Annotated in this window: 19 protein-coding genes and 2 pseudogenes; 5 read left to right on the plus strand and 16 right to left on the minus strand. The window is 35.7% G+C overall.

Annotated elements, in window-relative coordinates; genetic code table 11:
* The 3 genes and pseudogenes from Q0L68_RS05965 to Q0L68_RS05975 all read right to left on the minus strand — a co-directional run.
* Positions 1–393 (minus strand): annotated as a pseudogene (locus Q0L68_RS05965) (hypothetical protein); the annotation flags it as partial.
* A gap of 89 nt (positions 394–482) precedes the next feature.
* Positions 483–1,406, minus strand: coding sequence for a methionyl-tRNA formyltransferase (fmt, locus tag Q0L68_RS05970; RefSeq protein WP_296700766.1), 924 nt, complete (start codon positions 1,404–1,406; stop codon positions 483–485).
* Between the two features lie 27 nt (positions 1,407–1,433).
* Positions 1,434–2,579, minus strand: coding sequence for a DUF1343 domain-containing protein (locus Q0L68_RS05975; protein WP_296700793.1), 1,146 nt, complete (start codon positions 2,577–2,579; stop codon positions 1,434–1,436).
* 84 nt (positions 2,580–2,663) lie between these two features.
* Between Q0L68_RS05975 and Q0L68_RS05980 the strand changes: the two genes are divergently transcribed.
* Positions 2,664–3,881 carry an FtsX-like permease family protein gene (locus tag Q0L68_RS05980; protein ID WP_296700767.1) on the plus strand — a complete coding sequence of 406 codons (1,218 nt, stop codon included), beginning with the start codon at positions 2,664–2,666 and terminating at the stop codon, positions 3,879–3,881.
* Here Q0L68_RS05980 and Q0L68_RS05985 read toward each other — a convergent pair.
* On the minus strand, positions 3,859–4,611 hold the full coding sequence (locus Q0L68_RS05985) for a polyprenol monophosphomannose synthase (protein ID WP_296700768.1): 753 nt from the start codon (positions 4,609–4,611) through the stop codon (positions 3,859–3,861). The genes Q0L68_RS05980 and Q0L68_RS05985 overlap by 23 nt on opposite strands.
* A 98-nt stretch (positions 4,612–4,709) precedes the next feature.
* Between Q0L68_RS05985 and Q0L68_RS05990 the strand changes: the two genes are divergently transcribed.
* Complete coding sequence (locus Q0L68_RS05990; protein WP_296700770.1) at positions 4,710–5,579, plus strand: glutathione synthetase; 870 nt, start codon at positions 4,710–4,712, stop codon at positions 5,577–5,579.
* Here Q0L68_RS05990 and Q0L68_RS05995 read toward each other — a convergent pair.
* The 5 genes from Q0L68_RS05995 to hisG form a co-directional block, all read right to left on the minus strand.
* Complete coding sequence (locus tag Q0L68_RS05995) at positions 5,576–6,373, minus strand: tetratricopeptide repeat protein (protein ID WP_296700771.1); 798 nt, start codon at positions 6,371–6,373, stop codon at positions 5,576–5,578. The two genes, Q0L68_RS05990 and Q0L68_RS05995, sit on opposite strands and share 4 nt — an antisense overlap.
* Positions 6,374–6,468: 95 nt before the next feature.
* Entirely contained in the window at positions 6,469–7,566 is a 1,098-nt protein-coding gene (gene hisB, locus Q0L68_RS06000) for a bifunctional histidinol-phosphatase/imidazoleglycerol-phosphate dehydratase HisB (RefSeq protein ID WP_296700773.1), read from the minus strand.
* A 17-nt stretch (positions 7,567–7,583) separates the two neighbouring features.
* A complete protein-coding gene (gene hisC, locus Q0L68_RS06005) occupies positions 7,584–8,645 on the minus strand; it encodes a histidinol-phosphate transaminase (protein ID WP_296700775.1) in 1,062 nt (353 codons plus the stop codon).
* 2 nt (positions 8,646–8,647) lie between these two features.
* Positions 8,648–9,937 carry a histidinol dehydrogenase gene (gene hisD / locus Q0L68_RS06010; protein ID WP_296700777.1) on the minus strand — a complete coding sequence of 430 codons (1,290 nt, stop codon included), beginning with the start codon at positions 9,935–9,937 and terminating at the stop codon, positions 8,648–8,650.
* Between the two features lie 27 nt (positions 9,938–9,964).
* Positions 9,965–10,825, minus strand: coding sequence for an ATP phosphoribosyltransferase (gene hisG / locus Q0L68_RS06015; RefSeq protein ID WP_296700779.1), 861 nt, complete (start codon positions 10,823–10,825; stop codon positions 9,965–9,967).
* Positions 10,826–11,195: 370 nt separating this feature from the next.
* On the opposite strand from hisG, the gene Q0L68_RS06020 reads away from it, so the two are divergent.
* Positions 11,196–11,618: a hypothetical protein gene (locus Q0L68_RS06020; protein WP_296700781.1), complete on the plus strand. Its 423-nt coding sequence runs from the start codon at positions 11,196–11,198 to the stop codon at positions 11,616–11,618.
* Between the two features lie 65 nt (positions 11,619–11,683).
* Here Q0L68_RS06020 and Q0L68_RS06025 read toward each other — a convergent pair whose 3' ends face one another.
* The 7 genes and pseudogenes from Q0L68_RS06025 to Q0L68_RS06055 all read right to left on the minus strand — a co-directional run bounded on the left by Q0L68_RS06025 (position 11,684) and on the right by Q0L68_RS06055 (position 17,765).
* Positions 11,684–12,037: a translation initiation factor gene (locus Q0L68_RS06025; protein ID WP_296700783.1), complete on the minus strand. Its 354-nt coding sequence runs from the start codon at positions 12,035–12,037 to the stop codon at positions 11,684–11,686.
* 51 nt (positions 12,038–12,088) lie between these two features.
* Complete coding sequence (locus Q0L68_RS06030; protein WP_296700784.1) at positions 12,089–12,940, minus strand: universal stress protein; 852 nt, start codon at positions 12,938–12,940, stop codon at positions 12,089–12,091.
* 70 nt (positions 12,941–13,010) lie between these two features.
* The gene (locus Q0L68_RS06035) at positions 13,011–13,922 is read right to left on the minus strand and encodes a 1,4-dihydroxy-2-naphthoate polyprenyltransferase (RefSeq protein ID WP_296700785.1); all 912 of its coding nucleotides are present in this window, start codon (positions 13,920–13,922) and stop codon (positions 13,011–13,013) included.
* A gap of 15 nt (positions 13,923–13,937) precedes the next feature.
* Positions 13,938–14,528 carry a glutathione peroxidase gene (locus Q0L68_RS06040; protein ID WP_296700786.1) on the minus strand — a complete coding sequence of 197 codons (591 nt, stop codon included), beginning with the start codon at positions 14,526–14,528 and terminating at the stop codon, positions 13,938–13,940.
* A gap of 2 nt (positions 14,529–14,530) precedes the next feature.
* Entirely contained in the window at positions 14,531–16,321 is a 1,791-nt protein-coding gene (gene argS / locus Q0L68_RS06045) for an arginine--tRNA ligase (RefSeq protein WP_296700787.1), read from the minus strand.
* A 59-nt stretch (positions 16,322–16,380) separates the two neighbouring features.
* Positions 16,381–16,769: pseudogene (locus Q0L68_RS06050) on the minus strand (GxxExxY protein).
* 45 nt (positions 16,770–16,814) lie between these two features.
* Positions 16,815–17,765: an arginase gene (locus Q0L68_RS06055; RefSeq protein WP_296700788.1), complete on the minus strand. Its 951-nt coding sequence runs from the start codon at positions 17,763–17,765 to the stop codon at positions 16,815–16,817.
* Positions 17,766–17,965: 200 nt separating this feature from the next.
* Between Q0L68_RS06055 and Q0L68_RS06060 the strand changes: the two genes are divergently transcribed.
* Positions 17,966–19,117 (plus strand): methionine aminotransferase, encoded by a 1,152-nt coding sequence (locus Q0L68_RS06060; protein WP_296700790.1) that lies wholly within the window; start codon positions 17,966–17,968, stop codon positions 19,115–19,117.
* A gap of 128 nt (positions 19,118–19,245) precedes the next feature.
* The coding region (locus Q0L68_RS06065; RefSeq protein ID WP_296700792.1) for a hypothetical protein at positions 19,246–19,453 on the plus strand (208 nt) is incomplete at its 3' end.

The following is a 19,453-nucleotide window of genomic DNA, read 5'->3' on the forward strand; positions in this document are numbered from 1 at the left end:
GTAATCCGTAGTTTTTGATAAGTAGGATTTCAATAAAGTTGGTTCTTGTTTTTTCCCCTTTTTGTCGGTAGAAGTCATTTCCATTACAACATTTCCAAAGAAATCATATTGATCTGCAGTTTCGACTTCTTCTCCCATACCTGCCAATATTTTATTCATATCAAGGGTTACAGGATTAGTTGCTTCATCATCTTCACCAAACAATCCTTCAAATTGTTTCTCCAGTTGTCTTTGAACCATTTTATTGGCTTCTTCCTCTACTTTCTTTTCGATTGCTTTTTCAGCTCCTCTACTTGCCGCCTTTTTTATTTTATTAATGAACTGTGCATCAGAAACATTTGATATGGAAAATAGAAGGAGGAAAAAGAAAACTTTATTTATTGAATATTTCATTTTTGATCATTTAAAAATTGTCATTAATTCCATTATTTCTGAATTTCCTAAAAATCAGACAGATGTAAAAATTATTAAGTATAAAATCCTTAAAGTTTATATCCTCTCAAGAAGTCTTCCGTCTTCATTCTCTTTTTTCCTTCCAGCTGTAATTCCAATATTTCTAAAATTCCTTTTCCAGTTTGAAACTTTAAATAGGTTTTTCCATCTGAAGTATATTCCCCGATTTTTAACTTTGATTGGCCTGGATTCGAAAATTTAGATTTGAAGATTTTACAAAATTTACCATCAAGCTCTGTCCAAGCTGCAGGATAAGGAGAAAGTCCTCGAATAAGGTTATGAATGCTTTCTGCTGAATTATTCCAATCAATCTGTCCAGTTTCTTTAAATATCTTTGGAGCATGATGAATTGCTTTGGATTCATCTTGTGCTTGGGCAGATATTTTGTTTTTTGATATAGCTTCTACCGTTTTTACAACTAGCTCTGCGCCTAGATTCATTAATTTTTCATAAAGAGAACCTAAATCATCCTCATCAAGTATTTTGACTTTTTCCTGGAAAAGGATGCTTCCAGTATCGATTTCATGTTTTAAAAAAAAAGTAGTTACTCCAGTTTCTGTTTCACCATTGATTATTGCCCAATTAATAGGGGCAGCTCCTCTATAATCAGGCAATAATGAAGCATGAAGGTTAAATGTGCCAATAGGAGGCATATCCCAAACTGATTCAGGGAGCATCCGAAAGGCTACAACTATTTGTAAATCTGCTTCGTAACTTTTTAGCTGCTTCTGAAATTCAGGTGATTTAAGATTAGTAGGTTGGAGAACAGGAATATTAAGTTTTAAGGCAGATTCTTTGACAGGAGAGGAGATTAATTTTTGACCTCTTCCCTTGGGTTTATCTGGAGCAGTAATAACTGCTACTACATTCCAGTTATTTTCTACTAGTTTTTCTAAGGCAGGAACAGCAAATTCCGGTGTTCCCATATATATGATTCTAAGGTCTTTTTTCATATCTATTTATTAACTAGTGGGTTAACATTAATCTTTATAAATCAGGTAATTAGCTCTTAGCTTTTTGTAGTTGTTTAAATCAGCTTCCCAGCTTTTTTTGATTTCAGTTTCAGTTTTACCTGCCAATAATTGTTTTTTCAACTCGTCTGTTCCCGCCAAAGTATTAAAGTATCCTTTGAAGAATGTTTCACCCTTGCCTGATTTCTGGAGCGCATCGATCACATAAGAAAGAGTGAATCGATGTGTTACCGGTTCATTTCTCAGGTCAACTCCATAGCATAATTGATCTTGAAGAGGAGGGGTTGTTGACATGCCAGGAATGCTAACAGGTGTAAAAGTAAATTCCCCAAAATTTTTGGCTGGATAACCATAAACCTGAAAAGGGAATTGAGTACCCCTTCCCAATGAAATGATACTGCCCTCAAAGAAACAAGTGCTCGGATATAACCTGATAGCAACATCATTTGGAAGATTTGGAGATGGTTTTACAGGTAAGTTATATGCTATCTGATGGTTCCAGTTATTAATTGGGATCACTTCTAAATCGCAATTTAAATCTCCTTTGAGCCATTTTTCACCATTGATCATTTTTGCAAGTTCACCAACCGTCAGGCCATGAACCACAGGAATTGGATGCATTCCAACAAAGCTCTCAAATCCTTTTTTTAAAACGGGTCCATCAATGTAATCACCATTTGGATTGGGACGGTCAAAAATGATGACCTTTTTTCCATTTTCAGCTGCAGCCTCCATCACATAATGCATGGTACTTATATAAGTGTAAAATCGAACTCCCACATCCTGTAAATCAAAAATTATGATATCCAGATCGGCAATTTGATCAGTAGATGGCTTTTTATTATTCCCATAAAGAGAAACTATCGGTAGACCTGTTTTAGCATCGACGGAGCTATCTACTTTTTTTCCTGCGTCGACATCTCCTCTAAATCCATGTTCTGGAACGAATACTTTTTTGAGGTTTACACCTTTTTCCAAAAGAAAATCTACCACATGTTTATTTTGACTATGAGTCAAAATGCTTGTCTGATTAGCAACAATTCCTACTGATTTGCCTTTCAATAAATCTAGATATAATTCTGGCCTCTCTGCGCCTGGCGTTATTTCCGCCCGTTGTGCATTTATTGGAGAAATTCCTGCGAAAAAAAAGAGCATTATGCTCAAAATCTGAGTAAAGGGTAAAAGATTCGTTTGCTTCATGCTATTTTGCGTTCGATTAGAACAAATTAAAGTAGTCCATTGAACCTTTCCTATTTCATTGCTAAAAGAATCAGCTTTAAAAGAGCGGGAGGATTCTCAGCCACCATCCATAAAATTGCTGTAGGCAGTCTTGCTATGGGGATTGCAGTGTCTTTGCTTTCCTTTATGGTTTTAGGTGGATTTCAACAAACTGTTTCGGATAAGGTCTATGGGTTCACGGGACATTATCAAGTGCAGCGGTTCACAATGAGCAATGCTTTTGAAGAGGCTCCTTTTTCTTTACAAAGTGAGTTTGCTCAAGAATATAGCCAATTACCGTTTGTGGAGCGAATTCAATCTTTTGCCCATAAAGCAGCCCTTATGAAAGGAGAAAATGAAGTAGAGGGGATTTTGGTGAAGGGTGTAGGAAAAGACTTTGATAGCCTGAGTTTTAAGAAATATATTAAAGAAGGAAGGATGCTGACTATCCCGGATGAGGGAACAAGCAACGAAGTGATATTAAGTAAGGTAATTGCCAATAAACTACTGCTAAATGTGGGAGACAAAGTGACTTTATATTTTGTCCAAGACCCACCAAGGTTTAGAAGGGTAGAAGTAGTGGGGATTTTTGAAACCTATCTGGAAAATTTTGATGAGAAGATTATCATTGGAGAATTACAGACGATTAGAAATCTCAATGGCTGGGGGGAAGATCAAATTGGTGGATTGGAAGTTTTCGTCGACAATTCGAAAAATATAGATTTGTATACTCCTCAGATGGAAGGGATTATGGATTTTGATCTGAAACTTGTTGCAAGCAAGGATAAGTTTTTAGAGATTTTTGACTGGTTATCTTTATTAGATACCAATGTTTATGTATTTGTAGGGTTGATTGCCTTTGTTGCTATTTTCAACATGGGAGCAATTTTGTTTATCCTGATTATGGAAAGAACCCAAATGATCGGCTTGTTAAAAGCTATGGGTGCTGCCAATAAACAGATTAGAAGAATTTTCTTTTGGAATGGAATCAACATCCTTTTGCGTGGATTATTGATTGGAAATGCTGTTGGGTTAGGATTTGGCCTATTTCAGGATCAACTTAAATTTATTCCATTGGATCCGGCCAGTTATTATATGTCCTATGTTCCCATAGAATGGAACTGGCCACTTTTTATTCTCATTAATGTAGGAATCACTCTTCTCACAGCACTGGTATTATTTATTCCGGTGATGGTAATCTCTAGAGTTGATCCGATTAAGTCAATCCGCTTTGATTAAGCTTATATGGAGAAAAAATACTTTTGATTTTCATCCAAATTACTCCCAACACAGCTTCCTTAAATATTCCGGAACTCATCTTTGAGATTCCTTTAGTTCGATCGGTAAAAATAATTGGAACTTCAGTTAGTTTGAAGCCTAATTTCCAAGCAGTGAATTTCATTTCAATTTGGAATGCATAACCGATGAATTTCACTTCCTTCAAATTTATTCCTTCTAATACACTTTTATGATAGCACTTGAATCCTGCTGTGGCATCTTTGATAGGAAGACCTGTGATGAACTTAACATAAACACTTGCAAAATAGGACATCAAAACTCTTCCTATTGGCCAATTTACCACATTCACTCCTGTAATATATCGTGAACCAATTGCCATATCAAACTCACGGTTTTCACAAGCCAGATATAATCTAATCAAGTCATTTGGGTCATGGGAAAAGTCACAATCCATCTCAAAAATATAATCATATCCATTTTTTAAAGCCCAATCAAACCCTTTTAAATAGGCTGTTCCAAGCCCTAATTTTCCTTTTCTTTCAATTAAGTGAAGCCTTTGGGGGAATTCATTTTTGTTTTCTAGTACCACCTTTGCAGTGCCATCCGGTGACCCATCATCAATCACCAATAATTCAAAATCTCCTTCAAGACCCATAATAGAATGAATCATTTCTTGGATATTTTCTATCTCGTTATAGGTAGGAATAATGACTAGTTTTCGGTGTGCCATGCGGGAATAAAGCCTAAAAGTAAGGCATAGGGTTGATTTTAGAAGAACCGAACATAATAATTTTAGGAAAAGGTTAATTTCGCAGCAAAAATTTAGATATGATCGCTATTGTAAGTTATATTTCTATTGGCTCTTATGATGCTAATACGGTGAATGAAGACGAAATCTTATCCTCAATTTTATCGGAATTAGAATTTGATCATGAAATAGTGCCTTGGTCAGACCCAACCATAAACTGGGGTAAATACAGTACTCTTTTGATAAAATCCACCTGGGATTATTTTGATTATTATCCTGAATTTTTGAAATGGATTGAAAAAATCAAAAACTTAAATATTAAGGTTCTGAATGGAGTAGAGACTCTGTTATGGAATTCTTCTAAAAACTATTTGTCAGAGATAAAGGAAAAGGGATACCCTGTAATTTCCGGTCAGCAATTAAATAAGGGGACTGAAGTAGAATTCGAACTGATCAAGGAAGCTGTTAAATCTGATACTTGGGTTTTAAAACCTTTAGTGAGTGGTGGTGCTAAGAATACTTTAAAAATCGAAAGTGCTAAGTGGTCAGAGTTCTCCCAAAAGGTACAAGACCTTGTTAATCAAGAAGACTTTCTCCTCCAGCCTTTCATTCAGGAAGTTCAAGAAATAGGAGAGTACTCTTTAATATTTTTTAATGCTGAATTTTCTCACGCAGTTCTTAAGACTCCCGCCAAGGGCGATTTTAGAGTGCAACATTATTTTGGTGGAGAAATAAAGGTGATAGAACCAAGCACAAAAATGATAAATGCCGCAAAATCGATAATTGAAGATTTTGCACCTAATAGTCTTTATACGAGGGTAGATGGAGTTGAGATTGAGGGAGAATTCCATCTGATGGAGTTAGAACTCATTGAACCTTATTTGTTTTTATCTTCTCATCAAGATGCTATTTCAAATTACAAAAATGCTTTAAAGAAAAGATTAAATTAAACACATATTTCTCTTTGATTTTGAGCGTATTCACTACCCTTATTAGCGGCTTCTTGTAGATAAAGACATCCCTGAGGGTCACCTAATTTAGCTAAGCAATATCCTTTTTTTGCGATAGCTTCAACATGGTTTGGATTTACTTTAAGAATTGCTTCAAAATCTTCCAAGGCATAGGAAACATATCCTGCTCTCATTAATGCAAAACCTCTATTATATCTCCCTACTAATTGATCAGGCTCAAATTGTACATACTTGTTGAAAGAAACTGCACATCCCAAGACATCCCCACGCATTGCTTTGGCCATACCCTCATAAAAATGGACTTTTGCAAATTCAGGGTTTATTTCTCTTGCTTTAATTAAAAAATTCTCTGACGATGAATACTTTTCTGTCATTAATTGTGTCCTTCCCAAGAGGTATAATATGTCAAAATCATTAGACTCCAAAGAAGCAGCTCTCAATAAATAGGATTCTGCTTTGTTATAATTTTTTTCTTCAAACAAAAGCTTTCCTAAACCTGCATAAGCCTGGGCATACTCATCATCTAGAGCAATTATCCTTTCGTAATCCTTTTTTGCTTTAAGAGTTTCTCCTAATTCTTCGTGACTTCTGGCTCTCATATGTAAAGCTTTCAGATCCGTGATATGAAAGAATAAATAACTATCGAGTTCATCTAGCGCTGCCTGATATTCCTGATCATTATAAAGTCTTTCAATTCTTTGAAAATCACTGGAACACGACCAAAGCAAAATAATTACTAAACATGTAGGTAAGATATGTAAAAATCGTTTCATAACTAAATGAAACAAAAAATTAGGATTAGGAAAAATATTATTTGTGAAATTTTCCTAATCCTTCAATAATTAATTTCTAGTTAAGTTATTGACCCTTAAAGGACACCTTTTGTACTTGGTAATTGGTTAATATTTCTTGGATCTCTCATAACCGCCATTTTTATGGCTCTAGCCAAAGCTTTAAATATGGCTTCAATTTTATGATGCTCATTGGTTCCCTCGGCTTTGATATTTAAGTTGCATTTGGATGTGTCAGAGAAGGATTTGAAGAAATGATAAACCATTTCTGTAGGCATGTCACCAACTTTTTCCCGTTTGAATTCTACATCCCATACGATCCATGGCCTGCCTCCAAAATCAATGGCAGCTTGTGCTAATACATCGTCCATTGGAAGTAGAAATCCATATCTGTAAATCCCCTTTTTATCACCTAGGGCTTTTAAGTAAGCCTCTCCCAAAGCCAGGGCAGTATCTTCAATTGTATGATGCTCATCAATGTGCAAATCTCCTTTTACTTTGATTTCTAAATCAGTGCTTCCATGTTTTCCTAACTGTTCCAGCATATGATCGAAGAAATGTAGTCCAGTGGAAATATCACACTTGCCAGATCCATCTAGGTTTAATTTGATGAAAATATCTGTTTCTGAGGTTTTTCTTTTTATGTCTGCTGCTCTTGGAGGCATTTTCAGAAATTCATAAATCTCATCCCAATCTTTTGTGCTAAGGGCTGCTTTTACATTTTCTTCCCCAATGAAAATTGATTTTGCTCCAAGATTCTCTGCTAATTGAATATCGGTTGCTCTATCTCCAATTACATAGCTATTCGATAGATCGTATTCATCTGAAAAATAGGAAGTCAAAAGACCAGTCCCAGGCTTTCTGGTTGGAGCGTTTTCGTGTTCAAAGGTTTTGTCTACAAGAATTTCTTTAAAGAAAATATTTTCCTGTTCAAGTGTTTTAAGCATTTTATACTGAGCTGGCCAAAAAGTGTTTTCTGGGAAAGAATCAGTCCCCAATCCATCTTGGTTTGTAACCATTACCAATTCATAATCCAATTCTTCAGCAATTTTTCTAAGGTTTGAAATTACTTTGGGTACAAATTCCAACTTTTCCAGACTATCAACTTGAAAGTCTGTAGGGGGCTCTTTAATGATCGTACCATCACGATCTATGAATAATACTTTCTTTTTCATGAATCGAATAAAAAGGTTTATACTGTTTTGGAGACAATTTTCTCCAAGGCTTTTAAGAATTCTTCATTTTCTGTTCTTGTGCCAACTGAAATCCTGAGACATTCCTCGCATAACAATACTTTGGATCGGTTTCTTATGATTACTTTCTGCTTAATTAATTCATTATAAACCTCTGTTGCGTGAGGAATCTTGATCAATAAGAAGTTTGCTTGGGAAGGAAATATCTTTTGAATAAAGGTCAATTCTTTTAACTTTTTTTCTAGAAAACTCCTCTCTTTCAAAATATCTTCTATCATTTTCTGAACCTTTTCATTATTTCGAATAGCCGCAAGTACAGTTTCTTGAGTTAATCCGGAAATGTTATAAGGAGGTTTGATTTTGTTTAAAATGGAAATTATTTCTTCCGATCCAAAAGCCATCCCAAGTCTTAATGAAGCCAATCCCCAAGCTTTTGAGAAAGTTTGGATTACCAATAGGTTTGGGAATTTCTCTAATTCTGTAGTAAAGCTAGGTTCATCATTAAAATCAATGTATGCCTCATCGATGACTACGATTCCTTTAAAATTCCCTAAAAGAAATCGGATTTCATCTCTATTTACTTTGTTTCCACTGGGATTATTAGGAGTACATACGAAAATGATTTTAGTATTATCATCGACTGCATTCAGTATTTTTTTAGGTTGAAGTTGAAAATCTGACGTCAATGCGACTCTCCTTATTTCCACATCATTAATGGATGCACTTACTTCATACATGCCATAAGTGGGAGGGAGAAGAATAACATTATCCTTACCGGGATTGCAAAAGGCTCTGAATAATAAATCTATTGCTTCATCCGAACCATTACCCAAAAAGATTTGAGAAGGCCTTACTTCTTTAATGATGGCTATTTCTTCTTTTAATTCACTTTGGTAGGGATCTGGATATCGGTTATAATCTTTGTCAGTTACCGAGCCATATGGGTTTTCATTTGCATCTAAAAAGATCCCAATCTTTCCAGTATACTCATCTCTAGCAGAAGTGTAAGGCTGTAGTTTTGCTATATGAGGTCTTAAAAGTGAGTTTAAGTAAAAATCCATATCTACTTATTTTTCAGATAATTAAGACGAATCGTAACTGCATTTTTATGTCCCTCCAATAATTCATTCGCCGCCATCACTTCTATGGTGGGACCTAAATTCTTTAAACCTTCTTCAGTAATTTTTTGATAAGTCATCTTCTTTAAAAAACTATCCAAAGAAACGCCGCTATAATTTCTGGCATAACCATAAGTTGGTAAGGTATGGTTAGTTCCAGAAGCATAATCACCCGCTGATTCCGGAGTGAAATTACCTATGAAAACTGATCCGGCATTGAATATAGAATCGACAACTTCATCTTCGTTTTCAACCGAAACTATCAAGTGTTCTGGAGCATATTCGTTTATCAAGTCTATAGCTTCAGTTTGATCTTCCATTACCACTGCTCTCGAATTTTTCAAAGCTTTAACGGCAATGTCTTTTCTAGGCAATTCTTCAAGTTGGGAATCGATTTCTTTAATAACTTTCTTGGCGAATTTTTCTGAATTTGTAACCAATACAACTTGACTATCTACGCCATGTTCAGCCTGAGAAAGTAGATCAGACGCGACAAAGGCTGGAATTGCAGTTTTGTCTGCATATACCAAGACTTCAGAAGGTCCTGCAGGCATATCAATTGCAACCCCATATTTTGTGGCCATTTGCTTTGCAGCGGTCACATATTGGTTTCCTGGTCCAAAGATTTTATCCACTTTTGGCACTGACTGAGTTCCAAATGTCATTGCTGCTACTGCTTGAGCACCTCCGACTTTTAGGATTTTTGAAATCCCGATTAAATCAGCGGTATATAAAATCGCAGGGTGAATTTCACCATGTCGATCGGGTGGGGTACAAAGTACAATTTCTTTGCATCCTGCAATTACTGCAGGTACACCAAGCATTAAGACAGTACTAAACAAAGGCGCTGTACCTCCTGGAATATATAATCCGACTTTTTGGATTGGCATACTTTTTCTCTTGCAAACTACTCCTGGCATCACTTCTTCTACTAAATCCTCGCCTATTTGAGCCCTGTGGAATCTTTCGATGTTTGTCTTTGCAATTTTTATTGCATCTTTTAATTCAGCTGAAAGTTTTTCAGAAGATGCAACAATTTCATTTTCCGAAACAAGCAATTGTTCGAGTTGAACATGATCGTATTCTAAAGCAAATTTGAATAATGCCTTGTCTCCATTTCGCTTAACCTTTCTAAGGATCGGTTTTACGATTTTATTGATTTGTTTCGTTTTCTGAATTGGACGAGCCAATTCCTTTGTCCAAGTATCCGATTCTGGATTTTTAAGAATTTTCATGGATATGATTTTCTTTTGCTAGGCTGTTTAAAGAATCATTTTTTCAATGGGAACTACAAGAATTCCTTCTGCTCCAGCAGCTCTGAGTTCTTCTATATGCTCCCAAAATTGGTCTTCATTTAAAACAGAATGAACTGAAGACCAACCTTCTTGCGCTAAAGGAAGTATGGTAGGACTCCGCATACCGGGAATCAATTTAATGATTTTATCGATTGAGGCATTTGGTACATTCATTAGAACATATTTGCTGCTTTTCCCTTTTTGTACAGCATTCATTCTAAATAGTAACTTATCCACTATTGCTTTTTTCCAATCAGTTAAGTTATTATTTGCTATCAATACCGCCTCTGATTTAAAGATTTCCTCAACTTCTTTCAGTCCATTCATCATCAGAGTAGAACCAGAGCTGACGATATCACATATTCCTTCAGCTAAGCCAATACTTGGAGCAATTTCCACCGAGCCGCTGATTTCGTGTATATCTGCTTGTATATTTTTAGAGCTCAGAAAATCTCCTAGGATTTTTGGATAGGAGGTAGCTATATTCTTACCTTCAAAAAAAGATAAGTCTTTGTATTCCTGTCCTTTAGGTATGGCAAGTGAAAGTCTACATTTAGAAAATCCAAGTTTTTTTAATGTTATGACTTCTTTATCTTTTTCAACTAGTTCGTTTTCTCCAACGATACCTAAATCCGCAACTCCATCAGCTACATATCCCGGGATATCATCATCTCTGAGAAATAGAAATTCAATAGGGAAATTGGTTGAGGTGGATTTAAGTTTTCCTGTTCCGTTATAAAATTTAATACCACACTCTTTGATGAGTGCTAAAGAGTCATCTGACAATCTGCCGCTTTTTTGCACGGCAATACGGATAATTTGTTCCATGTTGGCAATTTACGCTAAGAAATATAAGGTTATGATTTTTTTTGGTGAAAAGCGGAATCCCTATCATCGGCTTCACCGGGCGTGTTGAAAAATTCCTCAGGAGGAATGATGGAAATGATGCAGCAAATGCTGTTGCTGTATTGGTAAAAAATCAATATTTCTATTGTTGTTTTTCATTTCTGTTGACAAATATAGGAATGCTTCATAAACCAGCAAACAAGAAAAGATGTTTTTGAATAGTTTGTAAATAATTTGGTAGAAAAAGGATCAATCGGTTTTCAAGTTCTAATTGTTTTAAAATAAATGCTCAATATCTTACCTAAAAATTTTAAAAAGAGCCTTGGGCGGCCTCATAAAACCCGTTTGATCTATGGAAAGTAAACGTACACCAGTCTTTTTTGGGACTATTATATCTTGGATGTTATTTGCCTTTATTGGCTTTGGGATGTGGGGATGTCCCACTTACAACGTTTGGCAACAAGAAATGAGTGGAAGAGCTGAATTTGCAAAAGCGGAGCAAAATAGAAGAATTTTAATTGAAGAAGCGGCTGCAAATTTGGAGGCCGAAAAATTAAATGCACAAGCCGAAATAGAGCGGGCTAAAGGTGCCGCAGAGGCAATTAAAATTGAGAATGGTTCTATTTCAGAAAAGTACATTCAATATCTGTGGGTTAGACAACAAAAGAATTTAGGAGATAAGACCGTGATTTATATTCCTACGGAAGCAAATCTCCCAATCTTGGAGGCAGGTAGGATTCCAAAAATTCCAAATTATTCTGGAGATGGTAATTAAACAAAAGAGCTCTGAATAAGTCAGAGCTCTTTTAATTAATTATTAAAATCAGATAAGTTATCTGATTAACCACCGGATTTTTTTGCTTTATATCCCACTGAAAGAAGAACTTGAACCACTTTATCCCGATGATCTCCCTGGATTAAGATTTCTCCATCTTTCGCAGATCCTCCGACGCCACACTTGTTTTTCAGCATTTTTCCCAATTCTTTTAAATCATCATCTGACCCAATAAATCCCTCAACCAATGTTACTTTTTTTCCTGCACGAGCCTTTTTATCTAGCATGACTTTAAGATTCTGTTGTGCAGGGGGGAGTGTATCTATTGATTCACCAGTGTTTTCTTTAAATTCAAAATCATCTGAAGTGGAGTAGACAACGCCTTCTCTTTTTTTCCAATCATTATTTTTCTTTGCCATAAGTCCATGAAAAAGCCTGCCCGAAGGACAGGCTCATTTAAAATTGGCAGTTTATTTTACTTTTAATGTCCAAACTGGTCGCTTCGCATGATTTACTACGTCTTCTGCAATGCTTCCTGTAATCAAATGTAAGAATCCAGTTCTACCATGGGTAGCCATTGCTATTAGGTCCGCATCTATATCCTCTGCAAATTCAATGATCCCGGATTCTTCTGAAAGGGAGTTGTAAATTTCTGCTTTTACTCCTTCAAAACCATATTTTTTGACAAACATTCCGATTCGCTTAATTGAGTCCCGAGTGGTTTCAAAATTCGCAGGTGTATTAACTACTACAAAATAGAGATCAGCATCAAACAAAGATTGAAGGTTTTTCATTCTGCGAGCAATCTCATCCTCATCTTCTTTGAAATCACTGGCGAAAACAATCTTTTTGAATTTGTTTGGATCAGTTGCAGATTTAACTGTAACTACTGGGCATGTAGCGGTCCGCACTACTTTTTCGGTATTACTACCTATCAATACTTCTTCTACTCCAGATGAACCTTTAGATCCCATGATAACCAGATCCGGATTCTCTTCCAAGATTGATTCTGAAATGCTTTTGAATGCATTTCCCAATTTTAGCTTTGCGTTGAAAGTGTATCTTTTATCCTTATATTTTTCTTTTAAATCGGCTACTTGCTCTTTTCTTCTTTCCATCAACTGGATGAAAAAAATCTGATTTTCCATTTCTGGCATTACTTCGCCTCCTCCCATCGTTCCAATACTTGAAACATAGGGAACCTCCAATACATTGACAACTTCTATATGGACACCGTCTATTTTCTCAGCAAGTCCAGTTGTAAAATTCAGTGCATTTTGAGCCTGCTCTGAGAAATCGTAGGGAACGAGTACTTTTATCATAGTTAAATGGAATATTGTTTAGACCAAATTAACTAAAAAACGGAAGGGGGGAAGAGAATTTTTTGGATTTTCACAAAAAAAGTAATCCTATACCAAAGAAGATGACCCAAAGTAAGGTGCTTAATGCCATTTTTTTCAGGTTCGGATCTATTTCTTCTGAAGTTTTGCCTTTTTCTACACTCAATCCGATTTTAAACATGATTGGAAATACTATAAATCCTAAAGCGGATCCCCAATTTTGGCTAAAAAAACAAAAACCTAATAAACTTATGTAGCCTGCAAGAATCAAAAACCAATTATACCCTACCGCTGCTTTTCTCCCCATTCTTACCGGAATAGACTTTTTTCCGGCTTTTTTGTCGGATTCTATATCACGGATATTATTAATGTTAAGTACTGTAGTACTAAAGAAGCCCAACGATAGTCCAACCCAAATTACTGAAGCATTAAAATCTATGCTATGAAGAAAAAAGGTGCCTATCACTCCAATTAATCCAAAAAACAAGAAAACTGAAATATCTCCTAAACCTAGATACCCGTAAGGATTACTCCCTGAAGTATAGGAAATTGCAGCCCAAATTGAAGCTATACCTAATCCAAAGAAAATGAAGAACAAGCTCCAATCCTGTATAGCTAAATATAATAGTAACAACCCTGAGACCAGTGAAAATGCTCCAAAAAAGTACATCGCTTTTTTCATTTCTTGGAGGGAAATCAAACCAGATTGTACAGCTCTAATCGGTCCCTGGCGTTCTTGATGATCAGCACCGTTTACAGTATCACCATAATCATTTGCCAGATTGGATAGTATTTGAAGAAATATTGTGGTCAAAGAAGCAAACAAAAGAATCTCCCATCTAAATACATGAAGAGAATAGGCTAAAAATGAACCAGCGAAAATACTCGCTAAAGATAATGGTAAAGTCCGAAGCCTGACCGCATGCAGCCAGGCTTCTTTTTTTGATTGGATTTCTCGTTTCACTAAATCAATTTCTATTTAAGCACCTATTGCAGATAGAATTTCTTCATCCAAAGGTGTAACGGAAGAAGGGTAGAATTTTAATAATTCACCTTTTTCATCAATCAGATATTTGCAAAAATTCCAAGTTGGTTCTTGGTTGTTCCAACCATTCAACTTGGCATCACTTAGCCATCTAAATAATGGATGTTTGTCAAAACCCTTCACTGAAATCTTTTCAAAAACAGGAAAAGTTACTCCGTAGTTTTCAGTACAAAAGGTTTTAATCTCTTCGTTTGAGCCTGGTTCTTGTCCACCAAAATTATTTGCTGGAAAACCCAAAATTTGAATTTTATCTCCATAATTTTCATTGAGTTCCTGGAGCGCTGCATATTGAGGGGTATATCCGCATTTGGATGCCACGTTGACAATTAGGAGCTTTTTACCTTTGAATTGTTCAAAGTCTACCTCTTTGCCATCAAGATCTTTTAATTTGAAATCATAAAGAGTGCTTTCCATAGGTTTATTGTTAGATGCAAAAAATCCAGCTTGTAAAACTTCTGGCCTTTCCAATGTCCTCTGACATGAAAATAGTGTCGATAAGGCTAAAATAAATAGTAGTTTTTTCATAATTACATTCTTTCGGGTACATGTATTCCTAACAAACTCATTCCTCTTTTGATTGTTGCGGCAGTTAATGCAGAAAGTGCAACTCTAAATGCAAGAATAGAAGAATTGCTTTCATGGAATATAGGAAGATCTGCGTAAAACCGGTTGTATTCTTTCGCTAAATCAAATAAATATTGTGCAATCACTGATGGTGAGTATTCATCTGCTGCAATTTTTATTTTCTTGGTAAAATCACTCAGAAGAAAAATAAGGGATGATTCCGATTCTTCTATTTTTGAAATGGCAGAGAAATCAGGATTTTTAAAATCAACACCGATTTGTTCTGCTTTTCTTAATATTGATTTAATCCTAGCGTGAGAATATTGAATAAAAGGACCAGTATTTCCCTGAAACTCTATGGATTCCTGTGGATTAAATAACATTCGTTTCTTTGGATCCACTTTCAAAAGGAAATATTTCAGAGCTCCCAATCCCAGTGTTTCATACAATTCTGCAGCTTGTTCTTCATTAAATCCATCTATTTTACCTAGTTCTTTGGTGTGATGAGCAGCAGTATTGATCATTTCTTCCATCAAATCATCTGCATCAACCACTGTTCCTTCCCTGGATTTCATTTTTCCAGAAGGTAAATCCACCATTCCATAGGACAAATGATATAAGCCATCTCCGTATGAACGACCTAATTTTCTCATAATCTTAAACAATACATCAAAGTGGTAATCTTGTTCATTACCAACGACATATACTGACTTATTCAATTTAAAATCATTGTATTTAAGATCTGCAGTTCCCATATCCTGAGTGATGTAAACCGAAGTTCCATCTCCTCTAAGAACTAATTTTTCATCTAATCCTTCATCAGTAAGGTCTACCCAAACAGAGCCATTCTCTTTTTTAAAGAAAACACCTTTTTGTAAACCTTCTTCTACAATGTCTTTCCCCAGAAGATAGGTATCTGACTCGTAATAAAACTTGTCAAAATTCACCCCCATTTTTTCATAGGTCTTTGCAAATCCAGCATATACCCAAGAATTCATTTGTTTCCACAGGCTCACAACTTCTGCATCATTAGCTTCCCACTTTCTAAGCATCTCTTGAGCTTCCAAAAGTAATGGAGCATTCTTCTTAGCTTCTTCCTCCGAATTTCCTTCTGCTTTGAGAGCCTCTATCTGCTTCTTGTATTCTTTGTCAAAGATCACATAATACTTTCCTGCCAGATGATCTCCTTTCAAATTAGCAGATTCCGGCGTTTCACCATTTCCCCAATGCTGGTAGGCAACCATGGATTTACAGATGTGGATTCCACGATCGTTGACCAAATTGGCTTTGGTGACATCATAACCATTCGCTTTAAGAATTTCAGCGACGGAATATCCTAAAAAGTTATTTCTTAAGTGACCAAGGTGTAAAGGCTTATTCGTGTTGGGAGAGGAATATTCCACCATCACTTTTTGGCCATTAGAAGGAAGCTGTCCTAAGTCTGGATTAGCATACAAACCTTTGAAAACATTCAACCAAATCAATTCATTCAATTCAAGATTCAAGAAACCTTTTACCACATTAAACCCTGCCACTTCAGTAACATTCGCTTTAAGATATTCACCAATTTGGTTTGCGGTAGCTTCTGGGGTTGTTTGACTCACTTTCAAATATGGGAAAACAACGAAAGTGTAGGTTCCCTCAAACTCTTTTCTTGTAGGCGCCAGACTCAGTTGATCTACAGCAACCTCGTGATTATATATATTCTGAAATGCCAGCTGAATACCGGCAATAATTGATTCTTGTATGTTCATGTTTTTTAACCACAAAGGGCTCAAAGGTGAATTAAGGAATGCAAAGAATTATTGAATTTTTAAATTCCGTTTGCAACTCTCTTTATTCCGAATTTTAATCTTGTAACATTGAAATTGATAATCAATCCCAATTTAAATCCTCCCAGTTTTAAATAATTCAAAGTTTGAGCTAAATGAAGGTCATTTATAACCTCTAATGATTTAAGCTCCAAAACTAACTTGTTTTCTACTAAAATATCTATTCTATAACCAACTTCTAATTGAACACCATCAATTTTCAATGGCATAGTTTTTTCAACTTCTATAAAGAACCCCCTTTTTCTAGTTTATAAGCCAGGACAGTGTTGTAGGCATTTTCTAATAGTCCTGGTCCTAACTTGTTATGGACTTCAAATGCAATTCCCAATACTTCCTTTGATAATTCATTTTCATAGAATTTTGAGACCATATTCTTCGCGTACTTTTATAACCATAGCGAACATCGCGGTTCAATTTAAAAATTATCCACCAGTGATTTTGTAGTATTTTCTAGAACTTCAAAGGCATTTTCAGCCATTCTGTTTTCCGAATCAAGGGTAGGATTGACTTCGACAATTTCCCAGCAACACACTCTTTTATCTTTAATCAATTCGGCATTAAGTTCAATTGCTTCCTCAACCGAAAGTCCATCCGCTACCGGAGTGCCTGTGCCTACGGAAATAGAACTATCTAAACTGTCTACATCAAATGAGATATAGATTTGATCACAATCTTTTAATACTTCCAATGCTTGCTTTGCGATAGAAGCAACACCTGAGTTTCTTACTTCCTTTGTTTTGAAATTTTTAATTCCATGTTTGGTAATTAAATGGTTTTCAGGTTCTTCTGTGTCTCTTACTGAAATAAATACAATGTCTTTAAGTTCAATTTTTGGAAATTCTCCTCCGATATTTTTGATTTTGTTCCAAAAAATCAAAGTCTCCTCTGAAGGATTGTTTACTTGACATTCAAGATTATCAATTCTTGCAGTCATTGCTAAAGGCATTCCGTGCATATTACCGGAAGGGGTGGTAAAAGGGGTATGAAGATCAGCATGTGCATCAATCCAAATTACTCCGAGCCTTTTTGATGGATTAGCAGCTTTAATTCCCATGATCGTACCTGCAGCTGTACTATGATCTCCTGCCAATACTATTGGAAATTTCTTTTCCATTCTTAAAGACTCAATGGTACTATAAACATTTTTTAATACTTGGTAAACTCCATCGATGTATTTAGCATTAGGGAATTTATTCCCTTTCCATAGGTAATTATTAGCATCAGGGACATTGATTGGATCAAATAGGGTGAAAAAATCTGATTTCAAGTCTAGACTTGCCACTTTCAATGCATCAATACCCATACTTGCTCCACGAGTTCCCGCAGCAAGTTCGGACCTTACTTCTACTAATTTAATGTCTCGCATTTACTTTTATCTTAAAGATATTTGGGTTTTTTAAAGTGCGTAAAACTAGTGAAAATTGGGTGAAAATAATTCAGCTTAGGAGAAATCAAGAAGGAATATAAACTCAAAAATATTGAAAGGACAGCTTATTTGGACTGTATTTCTTTTCCTTTTGCACATTATGACGATATTGGTGTAGTCTGAAAAAATTAAATAAAACCATGAGTATTGATTCTAAGCTGCCGGAAGTTGGAACTACAATTTTTACCATAATGTCTAAACTCGCTTCGGATTATGGAGCAATAAATTTATCTCAAGGATTCCCTGGATTTAACTGTGATCCTTATTTGATTGATTTGGTAACCAAACACATGAAGGAAGGCAAGAACCAATATGCTCCTATGAGCGGAGTACCTGTTTTAAGGGAAAGGCTTGCCCAAAAAACAAATAAAATTTATGGGATTGGTTATGACTCTGAGACAGAAGTAACCATTGTTTCAGGCGCTACAGATGCAATTTATTCAGCTATCACAGCGATTGTAAAACCTGGAGATGAAGTAATTTTACTCGAACCTGCTTATGATTCATATGCGCCGGGTATCTTATTAAGCGGGGGAGTACCAATTTACGTTCCTTTAGATTTACCAGATTTTTCAGTGAATTGGGGGAAAGTTGAAGATGCGATTTCCGAAAAAACCCGATTGATCATAGTTAACACTCCTCATAATCCCTCTGGATATATGTGGACAAATGATGATTTGAACAAATTGGCCCAACTAATCAAGGATAAAAATATCAATGTCATTAGTGATGAGGTTTATGAGCATATTACTTTCGATGGAAGAGAGCATTTATCCTTGATGACTCACCCAATTTTAAAGGAGCGAACTTTCATTTGTGGTTCTTTTGGTAAAACTTTTCATGTGACTGGATGGAAGATTGGTTATTGCTTAGCTCCGGCTGAATTGACTTCGGAGTTTAGGAAAGTTCATCAATTTGTCACTTTTAGTACGGCGACTCCCCTGCAATATGCGCTTGCGGAATACCTGGAGGAAGAAAGTCACTATCTTGGACTTCCTGAATTTTATCAGAAGAAAAGAGATCTTTTTTGTACAGGATTGGCTGATACGGATTTTATCTTTACTCCTGCACAGGGAAGTTTTTTTCAACAAGTCTCTTATGCACATCTCAGTGATGAATCAGACTTTGATCTTGCGGTGAGGTTAACCAAGGAAATAGGAGTGGCAAGTATTCCTATATCAGTGTTTTTTAAGGATAAAGACGACCATAAAATTTTAAGATTCTGCTTTGCCAAAACTGATCAAGAGCTTCAAAAAGCAATCGAAACATTACAAAAATCAATATTATTTTAATTTAAATCCTATAAAATCAAGTGTTTGAAAAATATTCTTACTATAACCCTATAAAAAGAATAGGGAATATAGGATATTAAAGAATTTGCTTATACATTTGATGCATTAGAAAAATAACTCTTAATAAAATGAGCGCACTATCCTACCAATCACTTGCTTCTTCAGGCCTTTTCCATGTGGCCACGGGGAGCCGTTCCCGGTATTCACAAGTTTCAATGAGCCAAAAGGAAATGATTAAAGTATTTAGCCAACAATCTGGAGAAATAATGCAAGGGGTATGTCGACTCGAAAAAAGCTTTGATTCTTTATTTCCCTTGTTTCGAGGTTTAGTAAGTT

Origin of the sequence: Algoriphagus sp. (assembly GCF_024642405.1) — a bacterium.
Classification (GTDB): Bacteria; Bacteroidota; Bacteroidia; order Cytophagales; family Cyclobacteriaceae; genus Algoriphagus.